The organism is Paracoccus marinus, from assembly GCF_007018965.1.
GTDB classification, from domain to species: domain Bacteria; phylum Pseudomonadota; class Alphaproteobacteria; order Rhodobacterales; family Rhodobacteraceae; genus Paracoccus; species Paracoccus marinus.
Map to the genome: position 1 here is coordinate 283295 of NZ_VJYZ01000004.1, position 21417 is coordinate 304711.

The window sequence follows — 21417 nt, forward strand, 5'->3', positions numbered from 1 at the left end:
GGGGTCAGCGGAACCGCGCCGGGATCATGTCGCGGAACGGGAATAGGTCGAAGCTGGGCCGGGCCTCGGCCAGCACACGGGCGGCCGAGGGGCGGGCGACCAAGCGGTCGAAATAAGCCGAGAGCCGGGGGTGGGCCGCGAAGGGGTGCAGGATCCCCGCGTAGAACAGCGCAGGCAGCCCCGCGCAGTCGGCAAGGCCGAAATCGCCCGCGATCCAGTTGCGGCCATCCCCCAGCCGCCGTTCCAGCGCGGCGTAGACGCGGTCGAGCTGGCCGCGCGCGTAAGCGGTCACCCCCGGCTCGGCCGAGGGGTCCATGAACAGCCGCGCATCCACGATCGACTGCATCGGCCCCTGGACGTGCATGTCGAACACCCGGTCCCACACCTGCGCCTCGCGCAGCGCAGCCGGATCGCGCGGCATCAGCCGCCCGCCGCCCGCGCGCGCGTCGAGGTAGCCGACGATGACCGACGTTTCCGCGACCGTCACGCCCGCCGCCTCGTCGCGCAGCGCCGGGAACTTGCCCATCGGCGTCAGCCCGGCGATCAGCTCGCGGTCCGCCGCCTGCGAGGGGTCGAGCCTGCGGAACTCGAACGGCGTCGCAAGCTCGTACATCGCGACCAGCACCTTGTGGGTAAAGGACGACAGCGGGTGGCCGTAAAGGATCAGGGTCATCGGGGGGTTCCTTTCGCCGGGCGGCGAGGGCGGCGTTAGCGTTCGCCGCCCACCACCGCGAACCATGCGCCCTGCGGGTCGTGGCCGACGGCGATCCACGCGGGGCCCGGCACCTCCATCGGGCCGGCATGGACGTGGCCGCCCGACCCGTCGATCCGCGCGACCATGTCCGAGACCTTCCCGTCCGCGCCGAAATACGGAAGCCAGTTCGGCACCGGCGAATCGCCCAAGGCCATCATCCCGCCGATCTGGGTGCCGTTACGCTCGAAGATCTGGTAATCGCCCGCCTCGCCCATCGGCATGGCCGTGCCCTTGGTCCAGCCGAACAGCGCGGCGTAGAAGTCGAATCCGGCCTTGGGGTCGGTCGACATCAGCTCAAGCCAGTTGCCGCGCCCCGCCTTTTGCTGGTTCCAGGCGAACTGATCGGGCGACGGCTCGCGTTCCATCGGCGCTGGCTGGAGGATCCCGAAATACGCGCCCTGCGGGTCGGTCAGCACCGCGAAGCGGCCGGTGCCGGGGATGTCGTCGGGGCCCTTGGTCACCTTGCCGCCCTTTTCGACGGCGAGGCGCGCGGTCTCGTCGGCGTTCTTCACGGCGATGTAGGTCAGCCAGTTGGGCGGCGTGCCCGGCGGCAGCGCCGCAAGCGACATGAAGCCCGCCACGGCATCGCCGCCGTGCCTGGCCAGGCGATAGTCGAAGTCGGGCATCTCGCTTGCGCCGACCGTCCAGCCCATCAGCGGCTCGTAGAATGCCTTTGCGGCGTCCACGTCGCTGGTGCTCAACTCGAACCAGCAGGGCTGGCCGTGGTACTGTTCCATGATCGTCGGTCCTTTGCGTGTTCCGGCGGTGTCGGGTGCGGGGGTTCAGGTGTCGGGTTTCAGGTCCGTCGCAGCAAGATTGCTGCCGTCCATCAGCATCGGATAGGACCCGTGTTCGTGGACGATCTGCCAGCCGCCGTTTCCGTTTGCGACCGCGCCGTCCCGGCGCAGCACGACCGTCAGACGGGACCAGCTGTCCACCTTGAAACCGTCGGTCTTGGTCCCCTGCATCCGCAGCAGCCCGAACACGACGGCAAGATCGCCCGACACCATCACCTCGGGCGCGTGGACGCGGGCATCGACGCCGTCCTTCCAGGTCGCGAACCAGGCGTTCAGGCCCTGTTCGCCGGCGGCCAGATCGCCGCGGTATTCCAGCGGCGGCGGCAGGTCATAGACCACGATGTCGGGCGAATGGTCCGCAAGCGCCACGGGCATCGCCCCGCGCCACCGCATCCTCGCGCGCGCGGATCACGCGCAATATCGCCTCGTGGTCGTCCATATCGCGGTCGTCCATCGAAAATCCTCCCTCCGGTTCGGGTGCAAGGGACGGCGAGCGTCCCTTCCCTGGTTCAGCCGACGCTGACCATCCAGTGCGTGCCGAAGCGGTCGCGGCACATGCCGAACCCCTTGGCGAAGAAGGTCGGGCCGAACGGCATCGTCGCCGTTCCACCCTCGGCCAGCCGGTCGAACAGCGCCCGCGCCGCGCCCTCGTCAGGGCGCGAGACCGCGACCGAGACGCCGGACTGCACCTGCCCGTTCGGCTCGGTCGGATCGGCGAACTGGGGCGGCGCGTCCGACCCCATCAGCCGCGCGCCGTCCGGCGTGTCGAGCTGGGCGTGCAGGATCCAGCCCATCTGTTCCTGCGGCAGCGCGGGCATCCCGGACCCGGGCGGGACATCCGAGAACCGGCTGCTTTCCACGGTGCCGCCGAAGATGTCGGCATAGGCGGCAAACGCCTCGGCGGCGTGGCCGGGGAACATGAGGTAGGGTACGAAAGCCATCGCGCGCCTCAGGTCCGGGAAGCGGTGTCGGCGCCGGTGTCGGCGGCGGTGTCGGCCGCGTCCCCGTCGACATCGCTGTCGAAGATGTTGGCGAACCCGCCCCAGATCATCCGCTGCCCGTCAAACGGCATCTCGGGCATGTCCTGCCCGTCCATGCCTTCCTCCATCTTGCGGGCGGCCTCGTCGCAGGTGGCGCGGTCGGGCCAGGTCGTCCACGACATGACGATCACCTCGCCGTCCTTGGCATCGACCGCGCGGTACATGTCGGTCAGGGTGCCGTGGGGCACGTCCACGCCCCAGCTTTCGTGGTTCCCCATCGCGCCGTAGGGCTTGAACATGTCGTTCCACGCCTCGCGGGCAAGCTTGTGGAACGCGTCCTTGTTTTCCTGCGGCACCGGGGTGAGGAACCCCTGATAGTAGCTGCCGCCGCGATCGCTGCCCTCGGTCACGAGCTGCTCGAACCCGCCCCAGAACATGCGCTTGCCGTCGAACGGCATCTCGCCCATTTCGTCGCCGCTGCTCATCATGTCGGCAAAGGCCTTGTCGGCCGTCGCCTTGTCGGGCCATTCGACCCACGAGAACGCCACCGATTCGTCGTCCCTGGCCTGGACCGCGCGCAGGAAGTCGGTCTGCTTGCCGGGCTTCACGTCGTCGCCCCAGTTTTCCACCATGCGGGTCGCGCCGCGCTTCTTGAACGACGACCAGCCACGGCGCACGAACGCCGTGTACTCGTCCTTCCTGTTCGTCGCGACGGGGGCAACAAAGCCGGAGTAATACGCCATCGGTTCGTCCTTTCGGTTTGCGGTCTTTCGGTTCGCGGTCTTTCGGTTCGCAGTGCGTTGATGCGACTCAGGCTGCCGCGCGCAGTTGCAAAAAGCAACTGAAAAGTTGTAAGCTGCCAGAAAGGAGACCTCGATTGGCCGAAACCCGCAGAGCCGCCGAAACCCGCAGAGCCTATGGCGAAGGCTGCATCGCCGCCCACGCACTCGATCTCGTGGGCGACCGCTGGGCGCTTCTGGTGATCCGCGAACTGATGCTGGGCCCGAAGCGCTTCGGCGCGATCCGCGCGGGCGTGCCGAATGTCGCCAGCAACATCCTGACCCGCCGCCTGGAAGAGCTCGAGGCGGCGGGCGTCGTCACCCGCCGCGCCCTGCCCGCGCCCGCCAGCGCCGCCGTCTACGACCTCAGCCCGCACGGGCAGGCGTTGCGGCCGGTGCTGCTGGCGCTGTGCCGCTGGGGCGCGGGGATGCCGGGGCACGACCACAGGCTGCCGATCAGCCCGACCGCGCTGATGCTGTCGATGGAATCGATGATCCGCCCCGCCCCCGGCCGCTTCACCGCGGGCTTCGACATGGGGGCCGAGGCGTTCGCGCTGACCGCCTGGTCGGGCCGCCTGCAGATCCGCCGCGCCGATGCGCCCGCGGGCGAGATGGCGTTCACCGGCAGCGCCAACGACCTTGCCGTCGCGATCTACGGCCCCGCGCCCCTTGCGCGCGCCGCCGCCGACGGCCGCATCGGCTTTGCGGGCGACCTTGCGCGCGGGCAGGCGTTCGTGGACCTGTTCCGCCTGGAACGCCCGCCCGGTTCCCCACCCCTTCCCCCGTCCGCGACCTGAAGGAGCAACGGCCATGACCACCAGCCTGATCCCGTTCATGTGGTACACATCCGAGGCCGAGGAGGCGGCGAAGTTCTACGTCTCGATCGTCCCCGACAGCCGCATCCACAGCGTTACGACCATGCCCGCCGACAGCCCGTCCGGGCCCGAGGGCAGCGTGACGGTGGTGGACATGACCATCGCCGGGCAGCGGATCGGCGCGATGTCCGCCGGGCCGCTCGAGCCGTTCAACCACGCCATCTCGCTGATGGTCGAATGCGACACCCAGGCCGAGATCGACCACCTGTGGGACGAGCTGGTGAAGGGCGGCGGCGCCGAGGAATGCGGCTGGCTGCGCGACCGCTACGGCGTCTGCTGGCAGATCACGCCCCGGCGCCTGAACGAGATGATGCGCAGCCCCGACCGCACCGCCGCCCGCCGCGCCGCGCAGGCGATGCTGGGAATGGTCAAGCTGGACCTCGCCGAACTGGAACGGGCCTTCGCGGGCGACGCGGCGACGTAAGGACGCGGGCCCGGCACGCGGCCGCCCGTGTGGCGCGCGCTAGTCCCCCACCTCGAGCGTCGGCCGCTGCAGGTCGGGCGTGAGCGAGGTCAGATCCTCGAGCGCGACCCCGTCCAGCTTCGCGCGCGCCAGCCTGCGGGCGAGCGCGTCGGTCACCATGAGGAAGCCACGGTCGGCCAGGTGAAAGACCGGGCTGCCGACCTGATGGCCGTCGCGGTAGACATAGGTGTCGCGCGTGGTGATCAGCTGTTCCGGGGTCAGGCGCGTCGGATCGCGGATGATCGTGCGGGCGGGGTCGAGCACGTCCTCGAAGTGATGGACCCACAGCACCTTGTAGTCCTTGGCCTTCGCCTCGGGCGTGCAGATATTGCAGGGGGCGTCGAGGTACTGGACCTTGTCGAGGGGCAGACCCGCGACCTCGCGGAAGCGGGCCGAGACGAAGGAAAATCCGGTCTCGAAGAGGTAGTCAGGCGCGAAGCCGGGCGCGGTGATCTGGAGTTCGATGGGGATCTGGCGGTCGGGTGGGATTACTGCAATTCTTCTGTCCATAAATGAACCGCGCTTGTGTTCGCGGAGCAGAATATGCGCCTCTTCGAAGTTAACGATGCTGATTGCGAGACGGTCCTTTTTCGCACCCTCGAAATACTGGCTATTGCTCTCACGCGAACTGTTTAGTCGCCAATAGGGCGCTGACGCGTCCTGTGTCGCTGCAGGTTCAGCGAACATATTTGTGATACTCACTGTCAACAAGCCGACGATACATTTCGCCTTCAATCCCTGCCAGCGCACCCCTCAACTCCTTATCCGACATCGTGCCGTGAGCAATCTCAAGTGACCTCATCATATTTCTGACATCATTGCTGTAGCCCCGGTGCGATCCCTGATGGATCGGCAACGCTCCCTCCATTAAATTGAACGTCGCGTCATCCCCCGGCAGCGCCATCACGTTCTCCGCCGAGTTCATCTGCCAGCCGGCAGCCACCACCCTGCGCTGCAGTTCCGGGCTCATCGATGCCATGACTTCAAACGGGATCAGATGGTGCGCCTGCCAGTTTCCCGGCTTCGATGCCGCATCGACCGCCTTGCGGGCCGTCGCGCTGCTCGCGCTCAGCCTGCCGTCGATCTCACTTGTGCGTTCGTTGATGTAGCGCGGATCGTTCAGCAAACCGGCGTCCAGCTCGCCAGCTTTCGCCTCCAGGGCGTCGAAGTCGAATGCGAGACCTTCCCCGCTCATGGCGATCGCAACCCCGCTTGGGGTCCACTTACCATCGACCTTGATCTCCACCTCGCCTACCGTCGAATCATAGGGGAACGCGGCGCGCAGGTTCGGAGCGAGGTCGTGATTGTTGGGCCCGGCCCTGTTCGTCGGAACGACGATCGCAAGGACCGCACCGCCGACGACGCCCATGCCGGCACCCGCAACCACGCCGAGACGCGCGGCCAGCGCTTCGCCGACGCCCTCGGCGAGGCCACGCGCCGCCGGGGCCGCTACTATCGCGGCACCCGTGAGCGCCTGCGGTTGCTCGCCGTTACCCACGCGCGAAGAGGTCGTCGCAAGGACCCCCTTACCGGCCTCGGTCCAGAGCATTTCGCGCACAAGCGCACCGGCCTGCGCGGGACCGTCGATGAAGCGGGGACGATCAGGTGGAATAGTGCTTGGCTGTCCTTCCGGTGCGCGGTCAATCTGGGTCATCGATAAGTCCATAAATGAATGTCATCGGAAACTTTCTACGCCAGGGTGAGGCGGCGGTACGTCATTTTCGTGACGTGCGGCGGAAAGCCGCCGCTTCGCGAAGTCACAAGCGGTCGCCGGTCTACGGCCAGATCGGCGGGGCTGGTGAGCAACACAGCCTCGGCGACATCCCAACACCGGTCTCTCCCCGCCACCATCAAACCGCCCGGTCGAAGCGGGTCGCCAGATGCACCAGGCTTTCCGACGTCCGCACCCCCGTCAGGGCGCCGATCGCGTCCAGCACGCCGTCGAGTTCGGTCGTGGACGCGCAGCCCAGCTGGATCAGCAGGTCCACCCGGCCGCTGGTGGTGTGGACCCGTTCCACCGCCGGCATGGCGCGCAGGCGCGAGACGATGGCGGCTTGGGCGCGGGGCTCGATCGTCAGCAGGCAGGTCGCGCGGATGCGGCCTTGGCGCGCGGCCTCGCCCACGCGCAGGGTGTAGCCGGCGATCGCGCCGGTCGTCTCCAGCCGTTCCAGCCGGGCCTGCACGGTGGACCGCGCGACCTTCAGCCGCCGCGCCAGCACCGCCACCGACATCCGCGCGTCCTGCGACAGCTGGCCGATGATGCTGCGGTCCAGGTCGTCCATTCCCGTCATCCTGCCGTCCCCCTTCGGCCGCAATCCGCGCCGCGACGGCATTTTGCCACCCCGATCGGCAGAATAACGCCCGCCCGGCGCGTTTTCCACCCTTTCCATCGTTCCGCCTGCATCCCATATGCGCGATCCTGCGTTCGACCCCGGCCACGCGCCCGCAGCATCGCCGCGGACACGGACGCGCCATCCCCTGACCAGACCGGCCCTGACCGGACATCCGACCGACCCGCAAAGGAACACGACGCATGGGACTGACCGAAGGCCATCAGGCGAAGACCGTCTGGGAAAACCCCGCGGAGATCATTCGCGCGCTGGCGCCGGAAAACCCGGTCATGGTGTTCGCCCCCACGATCCTGCAGGCCCGCGCCAAGGAGTTCCTGGCGGGCTTTCCGGGCCTTGTGACCTATGCCGTCAAGTCGAACCCGGACGAGGCGGTGATCCAGAACCTCGTCGCCGCCGGGATCAGGGGCTTCGACGTCGCCTCCCCCTACGAGATCGACCTGATCGGCCGCATGGGCCCCATGGCCGCGCGCCATTACCACAACCCGGTGCGCTCGCGGTCCGAGATCGCGCATGCGGTCGGCGCGGGCATCAAGGCATGGTCGGTGGACAGCAACAGCGAGCTTCAGAAGCTGTTCGAGCAGGTGCCGGCCGACGATTGCGAAATCTCGCCCCGCTTCAAGCTGCCGGTGCTGGGCGCGGCCTATGACTTCGGGTCCAAGTTCGGCGCCTCGCCCGAGCTTGCGGCGGACCTGCTGCGGCAGGTGGCGGATCGCGGCTACATCGCCTCGCTGACCTTCCACCCCGGCACGCAATGCACCGATCCGGCCGCGTGGGAGCAATACATCCGCACCGCGGCCGAGATCGCGGACATGGCGGGCGTGCGCCCGAAGCGCCTGAACGTCGGCGGCGGCTTTCCGTCCTGGCGCGTCCACGGGGTGGAACCCGACCTTGCCGCGATCTTCGACCTGATCGGCCGCACCGCGAAGGAAGCCTTCGGCGACGACGCGCCGGAACTGGTGTGCGAGCCGGGGCGGGGCTTGTGCGCCGATGCGTTCGCCATCATCACCCGGGTCAAGGCCGTGCGCGACGGGACCAGCGTGTTCCTGAACGACGGCGTCTATGGCGGCATGAACGAACTGCCGGTGATCGGCAATCTCGGCCGGCTCGAGGTGCTGACGCCCGAGGGCAAGCTGCGCGGCGAGAACGGTCACGGCCGCGTCGTGTTCGGCCCGACCTGCGATTCGGTGGACCGGCTGCCGGGCGAGCTGTCGCTGCCCGACGACATCCAGGAAGGCGACTACGTCATCTTCCACGGCGCGGGCGCCTATTCGGTCGTGACTAACACCCGCTTCAACGGGTTCGGCGAACTGCGCCAACTGACGGTGATGGGCTTCGACTGATTTGTGATCGCCGCCGCCACAACCGGACGGCGCGCTGGCGCGTTCGTCAGGGTGACTGGAAGTGGGTGATCGGGAGATTGCGACATGACCTGGGGATTTACCAAAGCCGCGCTGATCGCCGGCCTGCTTGCGCTGCCGACGGCGGCGCTGGCGCATCACGGCTGGAACTGGACCGCCGACGAGGAAACGCGGCTGTCCGGCACCATCCGTGAGATCAGCTTCGGCAACCCGCATGGCCATCTGACGCTCGAGACCGAGGACGGCGTTTGGGACGTGGACCTTGCACCCCCGTCGGCCAACGCGGCGGCGGGATTCGTGGACGGCGTGGCCAAACCCGGCGACGCGGTCGAAATGACCGGCCACCGGTCCAAGGACCCGGCCGACATGCGCTTCAAGGCCGAGACGATCACCGTCGGCGGCAAGACCTACGACGTCTATCCCGGCCGCGAACATTCGCTGCAGCCCGGCGGCTGAGGTGCTGGAAACCGCGCTGGCCTGGATCGCGGCCTCGCCGGTCGCGGCGGCGCTGAAGTCGTCGCGCTACGCCTACCCGGTGGTGAACGCCGTCCACATCATGGGGCTGGCGGCGCTGTTCGGGTCGATCGTGACGCTTGATCTGCGGCTGCTGGGGGCGTTTCGCACGGTCCCCGCGCGGGCGCTGGCGACGGCGTTGCCGCGGGTCGCCGCCGTCGGGCTGGTCGTCGCGATCCTCAGCGGGGCCGCGCTGTTCAGCGTGGAACCCGCCGACTACGCCGCGAACCGCGCGTTCTTGATCAAGCTGGGGCTGGTGCTGATCGGGGCCGCCCACGCGATCGCGGTGCATTTCACCGGCGGTTGGCGCGACCTGGTCCACGGCCGCGGCGGGATCGACGCGGGGCTGCGGCTGTCGGCCGCGATCTCGCTGGCGATCTGGACCTCCGCCATCCTCGCCGGGCGCTTCATCGCGTTCTGATCGCTCAGGCGACCGCCTGTCGTGCCCCCTCGGGCGCCGTCACCCCGATCGCCGCGCAGACGTCGGCGACCAGATCGGGGCGGTTCAGCGTATAGAAGTGCAGCCGGTCCACCCCGCCCTCGACCAGATCGCGGCAAAGCCCGGCCGCAAGATCGGTCGCCAGCGCCCGCTCGCCGTCGCGGCCCGCGGCGACGAAGGCGTCCTCGGCCCATTGCGGGACGGTGGTGCCGCAGCGCGCGGCGAACCGCTTCGCGCCCGCCCACGACTGGATCGGCAGGATGCCGGGGATGATCGGCGCGTCGATCCCGGCCGCCGCGCAGGCGTCGCGGAAACGGAAGAAGGTGTCGGCGTCGAAGAAGAACTGGGTGATCGCCGACGACGCGCCCGCATCGACCTTGCGCTTGAGCCATGCCACGTCGGCCGCGCCGTCGGGGCTGTCGGGATGGGGTTCGGGATAGGCGCCGCAGCGGATGGTGAAGCCGCCGCGCGCGGAAATCGCCTCGATCAGCTCGACCGAGTCGGCGAAACCCTGCGGGTGGGGCGCGAACTGCGCCTGCCCCTGCGGCGCGTCGCCGCGCAGCGCCACGATCTCGCGCACGCCGGCGGCCGCGTAATCCTCGACGATCCGCATCGTCTCGTCGCGGGTCGCATCGACGCAGGTCAGGTGCGCGGCCACGTTCAGGTGATAGTGGTTGGACAGCGCCACCACCGCCTCGTGCGTGAGCTGCCGCGTGGTGCCGCCCGCGCCATAGGTGACCGACACGAAGTCCGATCCCAGCGGCGCAAGGGTCCGGGCCGTTTCCCACAGCTTGAACGACTGGTCGAGCGACTTCGGCGGGAAGAACTCGAAGCTCACGGCAGGGCGGGGCGGCAAAGCGGTCATGGTGCGTCCTTTCGGTCCGCCCTTGTGGCATGAGAGCTTGCGTGAGACAAACTCATATTCCGCAACTCGATCATGAGAGACGCTCATGCACCTTGAACTGCGCCACCTGCGCACGATCCGCGCGATCCACGACAAGGGCGGCTTGGGCCGAGCGGCCGAGGTGCTCAACATCACCCAGTCGGCGCTGTCCCATCAGATCCGCGCGCTCGAGGATCAGGCGGGCGTGCCGCTGTTCCTGCGCCAGACGCGGCCGCTGCGCCTTGCGCCCGCGGGCATGCGGCTCCTGCGGCTTGCCCAGGCGGTCCTGCCGCAGGTCGAGACGGTCGAGGCAGAGTTTCGCGGCCCCGCCGCCAGCCGGGGCGGGCGGATGCACATCGCCATCGAATGCCACGCCTGCTTCAACTGGCTGCTGCCCGCGCTCGACGCGTTCCGCCGCGACTGGCCGCAGGTGGACATCGACATCCGCGCGGGCCTCGCCTTCACCGCGCTGCCCGCGCTGGTCCGGGGCGAGGCCGACCTGGTGGTGTCGTCCGACCCCGAGGACCTGCCCGGCGTCGTGTTCGAGGAGCTGTTCGACTATCGCCCCATGCTGATCGTCCCGGCGGGGCACCGGCTGGCCGGGCGAGACCGTGCGGAACCGGCGGACCTCGCGCCGGAAACGCTCATCACCTATCCGATGGACCGGGCGCGGCTGGACGTGTTCAGCCATTTCCTCGACCCCGCCGGGGTGACCCCCGCCGGCACCCGCGAGATCGAGCTGACCGACGTCGCGATCCTGCTGATCGCGTCGGGGCGCGGGGTCGCGGTGCTGCCCGACTGGGTGGTGGAACGCGAGGCCGCAAACCCCGCCGTCACCGCGATGCCGCTGGGCGACCCGCCGGTGACGCGCCGCCTTTACGCGGCGATGCGCGAGGCCGACCGCGACCGGCCCTTCATGGCCGACATGCTGCGGCTTGCCCGCGCGGCGCGCTGACGGGACGATGATGCGGCAGGCGGGTCGCGCCCCGGCCTGACGTGGCGTCGGCGGCACGGACCCCGCGACCGGGCGGGCGCGTTCCGATGCCGAACCTCAAGCGGAGACCGCCATGCTCGCCTCGATCCTCATGGGCCTTGTCGGGGGCCAGCGCTCGATGACCCCCCTTGCCGCCGTCGCGGTCGCCGCCGCGGGCGGCCACCTGCCCCACGACCGCGCCGCCCCCGACTTCATCCGCAACCCCGTGATCGCCGCCGGGGCGGTGACGCTGGCGCTGGCGGAGCTGGGCGGCGACAAGATGAAAAGCGCGCCCGACCGGATCGTGCCGCTGGGCCTTGCCGCGCGGATGATCATGGCGGGCTTCGCCTGCGGCTCGCTCGCCCCGCGCGGGCAGTTCTGGAAGGGCGCGGCGGTCGGCGCGACGACGGCGGTCGCCGCGTCCTACCCCGGCTGGTACGCCCGCATCACCGCGATGGAGGAGTACGGCCAGACCCCCACCGGCCTGGTCGAGGACGCCATCGTGATCGCGGGCGCCACCGCGATCATTGCGGGGGTGAGCCGGGACGCGATCTGACGCACTTCGCCGCGACGAACCCGGTCTTTCGATGCACCCCCCGCCCAAAGCGGGCCGGGACGCGCCCGCCCGCCCCTTGGCGGGCGCGTTCGCGCCCACCCGGGCAGGCGCGTCCCTCCGGAGTGCTGGCTTCAATCGACCGCCCGGAAACAGGCCCGCCGCCTGTTTCCTTGAGCGGCACCGCCGCCAGCCGCCGGATACGGGTCCGCACGTCCGATCGCAACGAAACGGATCCGGGCGAACCCGCCCCGCCCCCGCCGCTTCCCTTTCGGCCCGGTTCCGCCTATTCCGGCCCCAACCGAAAGGACCCGCCATGGCCAGCGCCAACCTCAACATCATGATCAACGCGGCGCGCAAGGCGGGCCGGAGCCTCGTCAAGGACTTCCGCGAGGTCGAGAACCTGCAGGTCAGCGTCAAGGGCGCGGGCGACTTCGTCAGCCGCGCCGACACCGCGGCCGAACAGATCATCAAGGACGAACTGCGCGGCGCGCGCCCGAACTACGGCTGGGTCGGCGAGGAAACCGGCGCCGAGGCGGGCGAGGACCCGACCCGGCGCTGGATCGTCGATCCGCTGGACGGGACCACCAACTTCCTGCACGGCCTGCCGCACTGGGCGGTCAGCATCGGGCTGGAACACAAGGGCGAGATGGTCGCCGCCGTCGTCTTCGACCCCGCCAAGGACGAGATGTTCACCGCCGAAAAGGGCGACGGCGCGTTCCTGAACAACTCGCGCCTGCGGGTGTCGGGGCGGCGCAACATGATCGAATCGATCTTCGCGACCGGCGTGCCGTTCGGCGGCGCGCGTGAACTGCCCGCGACGCTGCAGGACCTTGCCCGGCTGATGCCGCAGACGGCGGGCGTGCGGCGCTGGGGGTCGGCGGCGCTCGACATGGCCTATGTCGCCGCCGGGCGCTTCGACGGCTACTGGGAACGCCGGATCAAGGCGTGGGACGTGGCGGCGGGGATCCTGCTGGTGAAGGAAGCCGGCGGTTTCGTCGAGGCGCTGGAGCCCGGCCAGTCCGCGGTCGATTCCGGCGCCATCATCTGCGCCAACGCGCAGCTGTTCGACGGCTTCGCCAAGACCATCCGGCAGGGCTGAGCGGCACTTACCCTGCCGCTGGGGCGGCTTTGCCGCCCGCCGGGGTTGACTTCCCCCGCGCGGGCGGCCGAGGTCGGGCGGACCCGAACCATCGCGCCCGCATGACCGCTTCATGACCGCTACCACCCCGTCCGAACCCGCCCGTGCCCCCGCCGAGGCCCAGGCGCTCGCGGTTCCCGCCGCGCTGGCCGCGTCCACCCCGCTGACACCCGCCGCCGCGATCACCACGGACACGCCGACCGGCATGGCCCCCGCCACGGCCGACAGGCAGGGCCGCGCCATCGTCCTGATGTGCGCGGTCAGCTTCATCTTCGCGATCCAGGACGCGCTGTCGCGCCATCTCGGGTCGAACTATTCGACCTATTTCGTCGTCATGCTGCGCTACTGGTTCTTTGCCGCCTTCGTCGTGGCGATGGCGGCCCGCGCGCCCGGCGGGCTTGCCGCCGTCTCGCGGTCGCGGCGGCCGGTCATCCAGATCGCGCGCGGCCTGCTGCTGGTGGCCGAGGTCGTCGTCATGCAGATCGCCTTCGTCCGGCTGGGGCTGGTCGGCACGCACGCGCTGTTCACCGCCTATCCGCTGCTCGTCGTCGCGCTGTCGGGGCCGATCCTGGGCGAGCGGATCGGCTGGCGCCGCTGGGCCGCCGTGGCTGCGGGGTTCGCGGGCATCCTCATCATCCTGCAACCGGGGCGCGGGGTGTTCAGTCCGCTGGCCGTGCTGCCGCTGGCGGCGGCGCTGATGTTCGCGGTCTACGGCCTTCTCACCCGGCTGGTCGCGCGCGAGGACAGCGCGCAGGTCAGCTTCTTCTGGACCGGGATCGCGGGCGCCGTCGGCATCACCATCGTCGGCATCCCGAACATGGAGCCGATGGCGAGGGGCGACTGGCCGTGGATGGCCTGCCTGTGCCTGACGGCGATCGCCGGGCATTTCCTGCTGATCCGCGCCTACGAGATGGCCGAGGCGTCCAGCCTTCAGCCCTTCGCCTATACCCAGCTTGTGTGGGTCAGCATCGTGGGGATGGTGGTGTTCGGCGAACGGGTCGGGCCGAACGTCGTCATCGGCGGTGCGATCATCGTCTCGGCCGGCCTGTTCACCTGGTGGCGGGCGCGGCGGGCGCAGGCGCCGCAGGCAGCGCAGCCCCCGCAGTCTCGGCCGCAATGATGGGCGGATCGAGCCGCCGCAGGCCCGCGCCGAGGTCCGGGCGCGCGTGGGCCGGATAGCCGACGGACGGCGCCACGGTCGCGGGCGTCCCGCCGCCAAAGGCGATCGCGGGCGCGCCCATGCCAGGCGAAGCCGCCGCCACCTCATCCGCTGGCGCGGCCGGACGTGACGGCGGGCGGCTTGAGATCGCCAGCCGCAGCGGCGACACCGGCGCGACCGGGCGGACGCCGCCGCCGCGCAGGTCCCATGTCGGCACGAACGGCACCGGCTTGCCCGCGATCCGCGCGCGATAGATCGGCAGCGCCTCGCCCACCCGCATGACGTAATTGCGGGTCTCGTCAAAGGGGATCATCTCGACCCAGTCCACCGGGTCCGTCCCCTCCGCCCCCGGCACCCGCAGGTCGCCGAAATCGCGCAGCCAGCGGGACGACCGCCCCGGCCCCGCGTTGTAGCCCGCTGCCACCAGCGCGATCGACGGCCCGAAGCGGTCGCGCAGCCCGCCCAGATAGGCCGCCCCCAGACGCGCGTTGTAGGTGCCGTCCACCGTCAGGCGCGCAAGCTCGAACGGCTCGCCCAGGCGGCGGGCCATGTCGCGGGCGGTGTCGGGCATGACCTGCATCAGCCCGCGCGCGCCGACATGGCTGAGCGCGGCGTGGTTGAATTCGCTTTCCTGCCGCGCGATCGCCAGCACCAGCTCGGCCGGCAGGCCAAGCTCGTGCGTTTCCAGGCCCGTCAGCGGATAATAGGCGGCCGGGAACACGCCGCCCTTGCCCGCCGCCTGCTTGGCCAGCCGCAGCGCGTCCCACGGGCGGCCCAGTTCCAGCATCAGCCGCGCCATGCGGCCGATGTCGTCCACCGCCGCCGTCTCGGCCTTGTGCAGCAAAAACCGCTGCGCCGTCACGGGATCGCCCGCCGCCACCAGCCACAGCGCCGCCTGCCAGACGCCGTCGTCGCGCAGCGCGGCCCCCCGCCAGTCCGGCAGGCTGTCGATCGCGGCGCCGGGCAGGGCCAGCGCCGGGTCCATCGGCAGGCCCAGCTTTTCGGCCGCGAGCTGGCCGTAGAACGCCGACTGGTGGCGCGCGGCCTGCGCGTAGGCGGCGGTGGAGCCCTGGGCGTCGCCCTCCGCCTCCATCGCGCGGCCTTGCCAGTAAAGCGCGCGGGCTTTCGAGATCGGGCTGCCGACGACCGTCTGCAGGTGCTGGAAGCGCGCCAGCGCCCGGTCCGGCGCGCCCGCGCGCAGCGCCGCATAGCCCGCGAGCCATTCCAGATCGGCATAGACGCCGTCCTGATCGGTCAGGAAATGGTTCCGGGCCAGCCGCTCGGCCAGCGCCCAGTCGCCCGCGCGCAAGGCCGCGCGGGCGTGATCGACGCGGAAACCGGCCCAGCGGGCCGGATCGCGCAGCGCCTCGGCCGAGGTCGAGCGTTCCAGCAGCAGCGCGCGGGCAAGGTCGGTCTGCTTTGCCCTGACGCGCCAGTCGAAGCGGTCCATCGCCAGGCCGGCGTCGTTCCGCAGCGCGTCGGGCAGCGCCTTGACGATCGGGTCCACCCCCGGCCGCCCGGCCTGCACCGCGATCCGCGCGCGGGCCAGGTCGGCGGCGGGGCCGGTGACCAGCGCGGGCGCATCCGTGCCGGGCCGCACCATCGCCTCGGCCGACTGCCATTCCTTGAGGTCCAGCAACCGCGCCAGCCGCGCCTCGTGATGGGGGGCCAGCGCGGCGGCGCGCGGTGCTACGAACGCCGCCTGACCCGCGGGGTCGAGCGGCGTTTCGGTCCAGAACCGCACCGCCTCGGCCGCCGCCGCGTCCCGGTCGGTCGCATCCAGCGCGGCGAGGAACGCGCGTTCGGCGGCAAGCGTCGCGGGCCGGCGCGCGCCGAACCAGGCGATCACCTCGGCCGCGGGCAGGCCGGGGCGCAGCGCCGCGTCGCCGCGCGCAAGCAGCAGGTCCATCCCCGGCCAGTCGGCGTTGCGGGCGGCGAAGTCGCGGTATTCGGCCCAGGTGCCCTGCCCCGCGCGCAGCCGCTGCCAGGTCACCAGATCGATTGCGACCGGCCCCGACGCCCGCGCCGCCGCGTCGGCCCCGGCCCAGTCCTTGGCCCCGGCCAGCCGCCACGCCTGCGACAGCGCCGCCGCGTCCTCGGCCCGCGCCGGGTCGGTCCCGAAACCGAAGCTCGCCCCCACGCCGCAGCCAAGCGCCGTGGCGATGCCAAGCGCCAGCGCGGCCAGCCGTCTCCGGGTCGGTCGGGTCATGCCGGCAATGTGAGTGCAGCCCCGCCGCCCTGCAACTCACAACCTTGGCAACCGGCCGGGGGGGATGTAAGGCCACGCGCAAGACCAAGTCAGGATATTCTCATGTTCAAAGGCTCGCTGCCCGCGCTCGTCACCCCGTTCACCGCGGATGGAGAGCTTGACCTGCCCGCGCTCGAGCGGCTGGTGGAATGGCACCTGGAACAGGGCAGCGACGGGCTGGTGCCGGTGGGAACCACAGGCGAAAGCCCGACCCTCACGCACGAGGAACACCGGCTGGTCGTCCAGCGCGTGGTCGAGATCGTGGCCGGCCGGATCCCGGTCATGGCGGGCGCCGGGTCCAATTCCACGCGCGAGGCGATCGGGCTGGTCCAGTTCGCGCAAGAGGTCGGCGCGGACGCGGCGCTGGTCGTCACCCCCTATTACAACAAGCCCACCCAGGCCGGGCTGATCGCGCATTACACCGCGATCCACGACGCGTCCGACCTGCCGATCTACATCTACAACATCCCGCCGCGCTCGGTCATCGACATGCTGCCCGAAACGATGGGAGAGCTGGCGCGCCTGCCGCGCATCGCCGGCGTCAAGGACGCCACCGGCAAGCTGGAACGGGTGTGCCTGCAGCGGATCTGCTGCGGCACCGACTTCGTCCAGCTGTCGGGCGAGGATGCGACCGCGCACGGCTTCAACGCGCAGGGCGGGGTCGGCTGCATCTCGGTCACCGGGAACGTCGCGCCGAAGCTGTGCGCGCAAATGCAGGCGGCGACGCTCGCCGGCGATTACGCCGAGGCGCTGCGGCTGCAGGACCTGCTGATGCCGCTGCACGCCGCGATCTTCATCGAACCGGGCCTCGTCGGGGTCAAATACGCGCTGTCGCGGCTGGGGATGTGCAACGAACGCGTGCGCCTGCCGCTGACGCCGCTTCTGCCCGCCACGCGCGAGCGGATCGACGCGGGCCTGGCCCACGCCGGGCTGATCTGACCAAGGGGCGGGGGATGGGAACGGCGCACGCCTACCTTCTCGTCGCGATCATGCTCGAGGTCGTCGGCACCTCGTTTCTCGCGTCCTCGCAGCAGTTCGCGAAGCTGGTGCCGACGCTGATCATGGCGGTCTGCTACCTCGCCTCGTTCTATCTTCTGTCCCTGTCGCTGCGGGAACTGCAGCTGGGCATCGCCTATGCGCTATGGAGCGGGCTTGGCATCGTCCTGACCGCCGGGATCGGGATGTTCGTGTTCCGGCAGGTCCCGGACGCCGCCGCCGTGATCGGCATCGGGCTGATCATCGCGGGCGTGCTGGTCATCAACCTGTTCTCGCAGACCTCGACCCACTAGCCGCGCGCGGCGGCCAGCGCCTGCGGCAGCGCCTCGGCAAAGGCGTCCAGTTCCGCCTTGCGTCCGCAGCTGACGCGGATGCAGCGGTCCTGCGGCGCGACCCACGGCATCCGCACGAAGACGCCGCGATGGGCCAGCGCCGCCAGCACCGCGCGGGCGAAATCGCCGTCCCGGCCGCAGTCGATGGTGACGAAGTTGGTGGCCGACGGCAGCGGCGACAGCCCGTTGCCCTGCGCGACCTGCGCGATCCGGTCCCGCGCCGCCGCGACCTGCGCCCGCGCCCGGTCGAGCCACGCGTCGTCGCCAAGCGCGGCCAGCGCGCCGGCCTGCCCCACCGAATTGACGCCGAAATGGTTCCGCACCCGGTCATAGGCGCGGATCATCTGCGGCGCGGCGATCGCGTATCCGACCCGCGCCCCCGCCATGCCGTAGGCCTTGGAGAATGTGCGAAAGCGGATGACGCGCGGATCGTCCGGGTCGATGGCGGGCAGGGCCGGGGCGAACTCGCCGTAAGCCTCGTCCAGCAGCAGGACGGCGTCCGTGGGCAGGCGGGCTGCGGCGGCGGTGATCACCGACGGCTCCAGAAAGCCGCCCATCGGGTTGTCGGGGTTGCACAGATAGATCAGCCGCGCCCCTGCCTGCGCGGCGCGCGCGACCAGCCCCGCCGCGTCCTGCCGGTCGTCCCGGTAGGGCACGCGGTCCAGCACCCCGCCGAAGCCGGTGACGTGGAAATCGAAGGTCGGATAGCCGCCGGCCGAGGTCACGACGGTGTCGCCCGCGCCCACGAACAGCCGCGCGGTCAGGCCCAGCAGCGCGTCGATCCCCTCGCCCACGACGATGTAGTCGGGGGTGACGCCGTGTCTTTGCGCCAGCGCCCCGCGAAGGTCGTGGCTGGTCGGGTCGCCGTATTTCCACGCCTCCGCCGCCGCGTCCCGCATCGCCTGCACGGCGGCGGGCGACGGGCCGAAGCCGTTCTCGTTCGCGCCCAGACGCGCGCGGAAGGGCGCGCCACGGCGGCGTTCCAGCGTTTCCGGCCCGACGAAGGGGACCGCGTCGGGCAGGCCCGCCGGGATGGGGGCGAGGCGGGGAAGCGGGGGTGTGGTCATGCGCGCCGGCTCACGATTTGCCGCGGCCCTTGAGGACCCGGCCCAGCAGGCCGCGCGCGGGCGGGCTGGGCGGGGCGGGCGGCTCGTCGTCCGGCGCGGGGGTTTGCGGCGCCGCCCGACCCGCCGCCTGATCCGCAGCCGCAGCGGCGCGCTGCGCGGCCTCGGCCGCCGCGCGGGTTTCCGACAGGGTCGCGCCGGTGGTCAGCGCCTCGGGATCCAGCTTCAGCTCGATGATCGCCAGCGTGCCCGCGTCCACCGCCCGCTCGAACGCGGCGGGGAAATCGGGGTCCTTGGTGACCAGCTCGCCATGCCCGCCATAGGCCCGCGCCAGCGCCGCGAAGTCGGGGTTGAAGAGGTTCGTTCCCGACACCCGGCCCGGATAGTGTTTTTCCTGGTGCATGCGGATCGTGCCGTAGCGGCCGTTGTTGGCCACGATCACGATCACCGCCGCGCGGTTCTGGGCGGCCGTGGACAGCTCGTTCAGCGTCATCTGGATGTCGCCGTCGCCCGCCACGCAGACGACCGTGCGGTCGGGATGGTGGATCCTGGCCGCGACCGCCGCCGGCAGGCCGTAGCCCATCGACCCCGAGGTCGGCGCAAGCTGCGTGCCGACCCGCTTGAAGCGGAAATAGCGATGGATGAACGAGGCGAAGTTGCCCGCGCCGTTGGTAATGATCGCGTCGTCGGGCAGGTTGTCCGACAGCCAGCCGATCACCCGTTCCATCCGCACGTCGCCGGGGGTCTCGCGGGGCTGCTGCCACGCCTCGTAGGTCACGCGCAGGCCGGCGGTCCAGTCGCCCCGGCGCTTCGCGGGCGCGGGCGCGTCGGCCAGCGCCGCCAGCATCGCGCGCGGGCAGGCGGCTATGCCGGGATCGGCGCGCCACAGATGCCCGATCTCGTCGGGATCGGGGTGGACATGGACGATTCGCCGCCCCTGCCCCCTGGGGTTCATCAGGTCGTAGCCGTTGGTCAGCGTGTCCCCCAGCCGCGAGCCGAGCGACAGGACACAGTCTGACGCCTTCAACGCCTCGCCGAGCTTCGGGTTCATGCCGACGCCCAGATCGCCCGCGTAGTTGGCCAGCCGGTTGTCGAACATGTGCTGGCGGCGGAACGGCACCGCGACCGGCAGGCCCCAGCGTTCGGCGAAGCGGGCAAGGTTGTCCGCGTCCCGCTGCGACCAGACCGACCCGCCGGGCACCACCAGCGGCCGCTCGGCGGCGGCGAGCGCGGCGGTCACCGCCTCGACCTGCGCGGCCGAGACGCCCTGCACGGGCGCGGGGCCGGGGGGAAGGTCGGGCGCGTCGCTGGTGGCCGACAGCATGTCCTCGGGCAGGGCCAGCACGACCGGGCCGGGGCGGCCCGACAGCGCGAGGTCCCAGGCCCGGGCGACGTATTCGGGGATACGGTCGGTGTCGTCGATCTCGGCCGCCCATTTGGCGATGCCGCCGAACATCTGGCGGTAATCGACCTCCTGGAACGCCTCGCGGTCGCGGTCGCTGCGCGCGATCTGGCCCACGAACAGGATCATCGGGGTGGAATCCTGCCTGGCGACATGCACGCCCGCGCTTGCGTTGGTGGCGCCGGGGCCGCGGGTCACGAAGCAGATGCCGGGCCGCCCGGTCAGCTTGCCCTGCGCCTCGGCCATCATGGCCGCGCCCCCCTCGTGCCGGCAGACGACGTTCTGGATGCCGAGGTCGTAAAGCCCGTCGAGCGCGGCGAGGAAGCTTTCGCCCGGGACCGAGAACACCCGGTCCACCCCGCGCGCCGCCAGCGCATCCGCCAGAATCCGTCCGCCGTGCCGCATCGCCCTGCCCCCCTGATCCGATCGCCCGCGCAACATGCGTCAGCGCGCGGGTTCCGGCAAGCGGCGGCCGCCTTTACAGCCCCGCCCCGCGCCCCTATCTCACCCCGATCATGTCGCAGCAGAAAACAGATCCCAACTACAAGGTCATCGCGGAAAACCGGCGGGCGCGGTTCGATTACTTCATCGAGAGCGACCTTGAGGTGGGGGTGATCCTGACCGGGTCCGAGGTGAAGTCGCTTCGCACCGGGCAGTCCAACATCGCCGAAAGCTACGCCTCGGTCGAGGAAGGCGAGCTGTGGCTGATCAACAGCTACATCGCCGCCTACAAGCAGGCGGGCGTGTTCGGCCACGAGGAGCGGCGGCGGCGCAAGCTGCTGGTCAGCCGCAAGGAGCTGGCGCGGCTGTGGCAGGCGATCGGGCGCGAGGGGATGACGCTGGTGCCGCTGGTCATGTACTTCAACCACCGCGGCATCGTGAAGCTGAAGATCGGCGTGGCGAAGGGCAAGAAGAACCACGACAAGCGGGACACGGAAGCCAAGCGCGACTGGGGCCGGCAGAAACAGCGGCTGCTGAAGCAGGGCTGAGGCGGGGCTGGTGCGGGGCTGGTGCGGGGGCGGGCCGACGGGTCTGCCGCGTGGGCGTCACGGGTGGCCCGAGTCGTCGAGCGGGGCCGCTGCCAGTGACGGGCACTCGCTAAGCACCATGCAGCAGACCTTCGATCCACCCGCCGGTCCGCCCAAAGCGGACCGGGACGCACCCGCCCGCCCCATGCGGGTGCGTTCGCACCCACCCGGGCGTGCGCGTCCCTCCGGACCGCTCGCGTCGATGGACCGCTCGGAAACGGGCTTGTGGCCCGTTTCCTTCAGCAGTGCCGCAGCATGTCATTGCGGCACTTTCATCTTGGCCCCGGTCCTTCGACCCACCCCCCCGGTCCGCGCAAAGCGGACCGGGA

24 protein-coding genes are annotated in these 21417 nt (G+C 70.6%); 12 read left to right on the forward strand and 12 right to left on the reverse strand.

Features of this window, described 5'->3' with window-relative positions:
- Positions 1–4: 4 nt before the first annotated feature.
- The 5 genes from FNF32_RS02145 to FNF32_RS02165 form a co-directional block, all read right to left on the reverse strand.
- Positions 5–673: a glutathione S-transferase family protein gene (locus FNF32_RS02145; RefSeq protein WP_131674313.1), complete on the reverse strand. Its 669-nt coding sequence runs from the start codon at positions 671–673 to the stop codon at positions 5–7.
- A 35-nt stretch (positions 674–708) separates the two neighbouring features.
- Positions 709–1491 (reverse strand): VOC family protein, encoded by a 783-nt coding sequence (locus tag FNF32_RS02150; RefSeq protein WP_131674314.1) that lies wholly within the window; start codon positions 1489–1491, stop codon positions 709–711.
- A 45-nt stretch (positions 1492–1536) separates the two neighbouring features.
- Positions 1537–1926 carry a YybH family protein gene (locus tag FNF32_RS02155; protein ID WP_185961823.1) on the reverse strand — a complete coding sequence of 130 codons (390 nt, stop codon included), beginning with the start codon at positions 1924–1926 and terminating at the stop codon, positions 1537–1539.
- 134 nt (positions 1927–2060) lie between these two features.
- The gene (locus tag FNF32_RS02160) at positions 2061–2492 is read right to left on the reverse strand and encodes a VOC family protein (protein ID WP_131674317.1); all 432 of its coding nucleotides are present in this window, start codon (positions 2490–2492) and stop codon (positions 2061–2063) included.
- Positions 2493–2500: 8 nt separating this feature from the next.
- Positions 2501–3274, reverse strand: a complete 774-nt coding sequence (locus tag FNF32_RS02165; protein WP_131674318.1) for a DUF1428 domain-containing protein — start codon at positions 3272–3274, stop codon at positions 2501–2503.
- A 134-nt stretch (positions 3275–3408) separates the two neighbouring features.
- Here FNF32_RS02165 and FNF32_RS02170 point away from each other — a divergent pair, with 134 nt between their 5' ends.
- A complete protein-coding gene (locus FNF32_RS02170; protein ID WP_131674319.1) occupies positions 3409–4107 on the forward strand; it encodes a winged helix-turn-helix transcriptional regulator in 699 nt (232 codons plus the stop codon).
- 13 nt (positions 4108–4120) lie between these two features.
- The gene (locus tag FNF32_RS02175) at positions 4121–4609 is read left to right on the forward strand and encodes a VOC family protein (RefSeq protein ID WP_131674321.1); all 489 of its coding nucleotides are present in this window, start codon (positions 4121–4123) and stop codon (positions 4607–4609) included.
- Positions 4610–4648: 39 nt separating this feature from the next.
- On the opposite strand, the gene FNF32_RS02180 is transcribed toward FNF32_RS02175, so the two are convergent.
- The 3 genes from FNF32_RS02180 to FNF32_RS02190 all read right to left on the reverse strand — a co-directional run bounded on the left by FNF32_RS02180 (position 4649) and on the right by FNF32_RS02190 (position 6930).
- Positions 4649–5158 carry a hypothetical protein gene (locus FNF32_RS02180; protein ID WP_131674322.1) on the reverse strand — a complete coding sequence of 170 codons (510 nt, stop codon included), beginning with the start codon at positions 5156–5158 and terminating at the stop codon, positions 4649–4651.
- Positions 5159–5324: 166 nt separating this feature from the next.
- The gene (locus FNF32_RS02185; RefSeq protein WP_185961824.1) at positions 5325–6302 is read right to left on the reverse strand and encodes an AHH domain-containing protein; all 978 of its coding nucleotides are present in this window, start codon (positions 6300–6302) and stop codon (positions 5325–5327) included.
- Between the two features lie 196 nt (positions 6303–6498).
- Positions 6499–6930, reverse strand: coding sequence for an Lrp/AsnC family transcriptional regulator (locus FNF32_RS02190; protein WP_131674326.1), 432 nt, complete (start codon positions 6928–6930; stop codon positions 6499–6501).
- Positions 6931–7181: 251 nt separating this feature from the next.
- Here FNF32_RS02190 and FNF32_RS02195 point away from each other — a divergent pair, with 251 nt between their 5' ends.
- The 3 genes from FNF32_RS02195 to FNF32_RS02205 all read left to right on the forward strand — a co-directional run bounded on the left by FNF32_RS02195 (position 7182) and on the right by FNF32_RS02205 (position 9291).
- On the forward strand, positions 7182–8339 hold the full coding sequence (locus FNF32_RS02195) for a type III PLP-dependent enzyme (RefSeq protein WP_131674328.1): 1158 nt from the start codon (positions 7182–7184) through the stop codon (positions 8337–8339).
- A gap of 84 nt (positions 8340–8423) precedes the next feature.
- A complete protein-coding gene (locus FNF32_RS02200) occupies positions 8424–8813 on the forward strand; it encodes a DUF6152 family protein (RefSeq protein ID WP_131674329.1) in 390 nt (129 codons plus the stop codon).
- 1 nt (position 8814) lies between these two features.
- A complete protein-coding gene (locus FNF32_RS02205; RefSeq protein WP_221930637.1) occupies positions 8815–9291 on the forward strand; it encodes a DUF6644 family protein in 477 nt (158 codons plus the stop codon).
- A 4-nt stretch (positions 9292–9295) separates the two neighbouring features.
- On the opposite strand, the gene metF is transcribed toward FNF32_RS02205, so the two are convergent.
- A complete protein-coding gene (gene metF / locus FNF32_RS02210) occupies positions 9296–10174 on the reverse strand; it encodes a methylenetetrahydrofolate reductase [NAD(P)H] (RefSeq protein ID WP_131674331.1) in 879 nt (292 codons plus the stop codon).
- Positions 10175–10259: 85 nt separating this feature from the next.
- On the opposite strand from metF, the gene FNF32_RS02215 reads away from it, so the two are divergent.
- From FNF32_RS02215 to FNF32_RS02230, 4 genes are all read left to right on the forward strand, one after another.
- Positions 10260–11147: a LysR family transcriptional regulator gene (locus FNF32_RS02215; protein ID WP_131674333.1), complete on the forward strand. Its 888-nt coding sequence runs from the start codon at positions 10260–10262 to the stop codon at positions 11145–11147.
- Positions 11148–11259: 112 nt separating this feature from the next.
- Positions 11260–11721 (forward strand): DUF4126 domain-containing protein, encoded by a 462-nt coding sequence (locus tag FNF32_RS02220; RefSeq protein WP_131674334.1) that lies wholly within the window; start codon positions 11260–11262, stop codon positions 11719–11721.
- Between the two features lie 313 nt (positions 11722–12034).
- On the forward strand, positions 12035–12820 hold the full coding sequence (locus FNF32_RS02225; protein ID WP_131674335.1) for an inositol monophosphatase family protein: 786 nt from the start codon (positions 12035–12037) through the stop codon (positions 12818–12820).
- A gap of 244 nt (positions 12821–13064) precedes the next feature.
- Positions 13065–13979, forward strand: a complete 915-nt coding sequence (locus FNF32_RS02230) for a DMT family transporter (RefSeq protein ID WP_131674360.1) — start codon at positions 13065–13067, stop codon at positions 13977–13979.
- On the opposite strand, the gene FNF32_RS02235 is transcribed toward FNF32_RS02230, so the two are convergent.
- Positions 13909–16227 carry a lytic transglycosylase domain-containing protein gene (locus FNF32_RS02235; RefSeq protein WP_131674336.1) on the reverse strand — a complete coding sequence of 773 codons (2319 nt, stop codon included), beginning with the start codon at positions 16225–16227 and terminating at the stop codon, positions 13909–13911. The genes FNF32_RS02230 and FNF32_RS02235 overlap by 71 nt on opposite strands.
- Positions 16228–16329: 102 nt before the next feature.
- On the opposite strand from FNF32_RS02235, the gene dapA reads away from it, so the two are divergent.
- Both dapA and FNF32_RS02245 read left to right on the forward strand, forming a co-directional pair.
- On the forward strand, positions 16330–17205 hold the full coding sequence (dapA, locus tag FNF32_RS02240) for a 4-hydroxy-tetrahydrodipicolinate synthase (RefSeq protein WP_131674338.1): 876 nt from the start codon (positions 16330–16332) through the stop codon (positions 17203–17205).
- Between the two features lie 14 nt (positions 17206–17219).
- Positions 17220–17555 (forward strand): DMT family transporter, encoded by a 336-nt coding sequence (locus tag FNF32_RS02245; RefSeq protein ID WP_131674340.1) that lies wholly within the window; start codon positions 17220–17222, stop codon positions 17553–17555.
- Here the strand turns inward: FNF32_RS02245 and FNF32_RS02250 are convergent.
- Positions 17552–18661, reverse strand: a complete 1110-nt coding sequence (locus FNF32_RS02250) for a pyridoxal phosphate-dependent aminotransferase (protein WP_131674341.1) — start codon at positions 18659–18661, stop codon at positions 17552–17554. The two genes, FNF32_RS02245 and FNF32_RS02250, sit on opposite strands and share 4 nt — an antisense overlap.
- A gap of 10 nt (positions 18662–18671) precedes the next feature.
- Positions 18672–20465 (reverse strand): thiamine pyrophosphate-binding protein, encoded by a 1794-nt coding sequence (locus tag FNF32_RS02255; RefSeq protein ID WP_131674343.1) that lies wholly within the window; start codon positions 20463–20465, stop codon positions 18672–18674.
- Between the two features lie 110 nt (positions 20466–20575).
- Between FNF32_RS02255 and smpB the strand changes: the two genes are divergently transcribed.
- Positions 20576–21049 (forward strand): SsrA-binding protein SmpB, encoded by a 474-nt coding sequence (smpB, locus tag FNF32_RS02260; protein WP_131674345.1) that lies wholly within the window; start codon positions 20576–20578, stop codon positions 21047–21049.
- Positions 21050–21417: the final 368 nt, after the last annotated feature.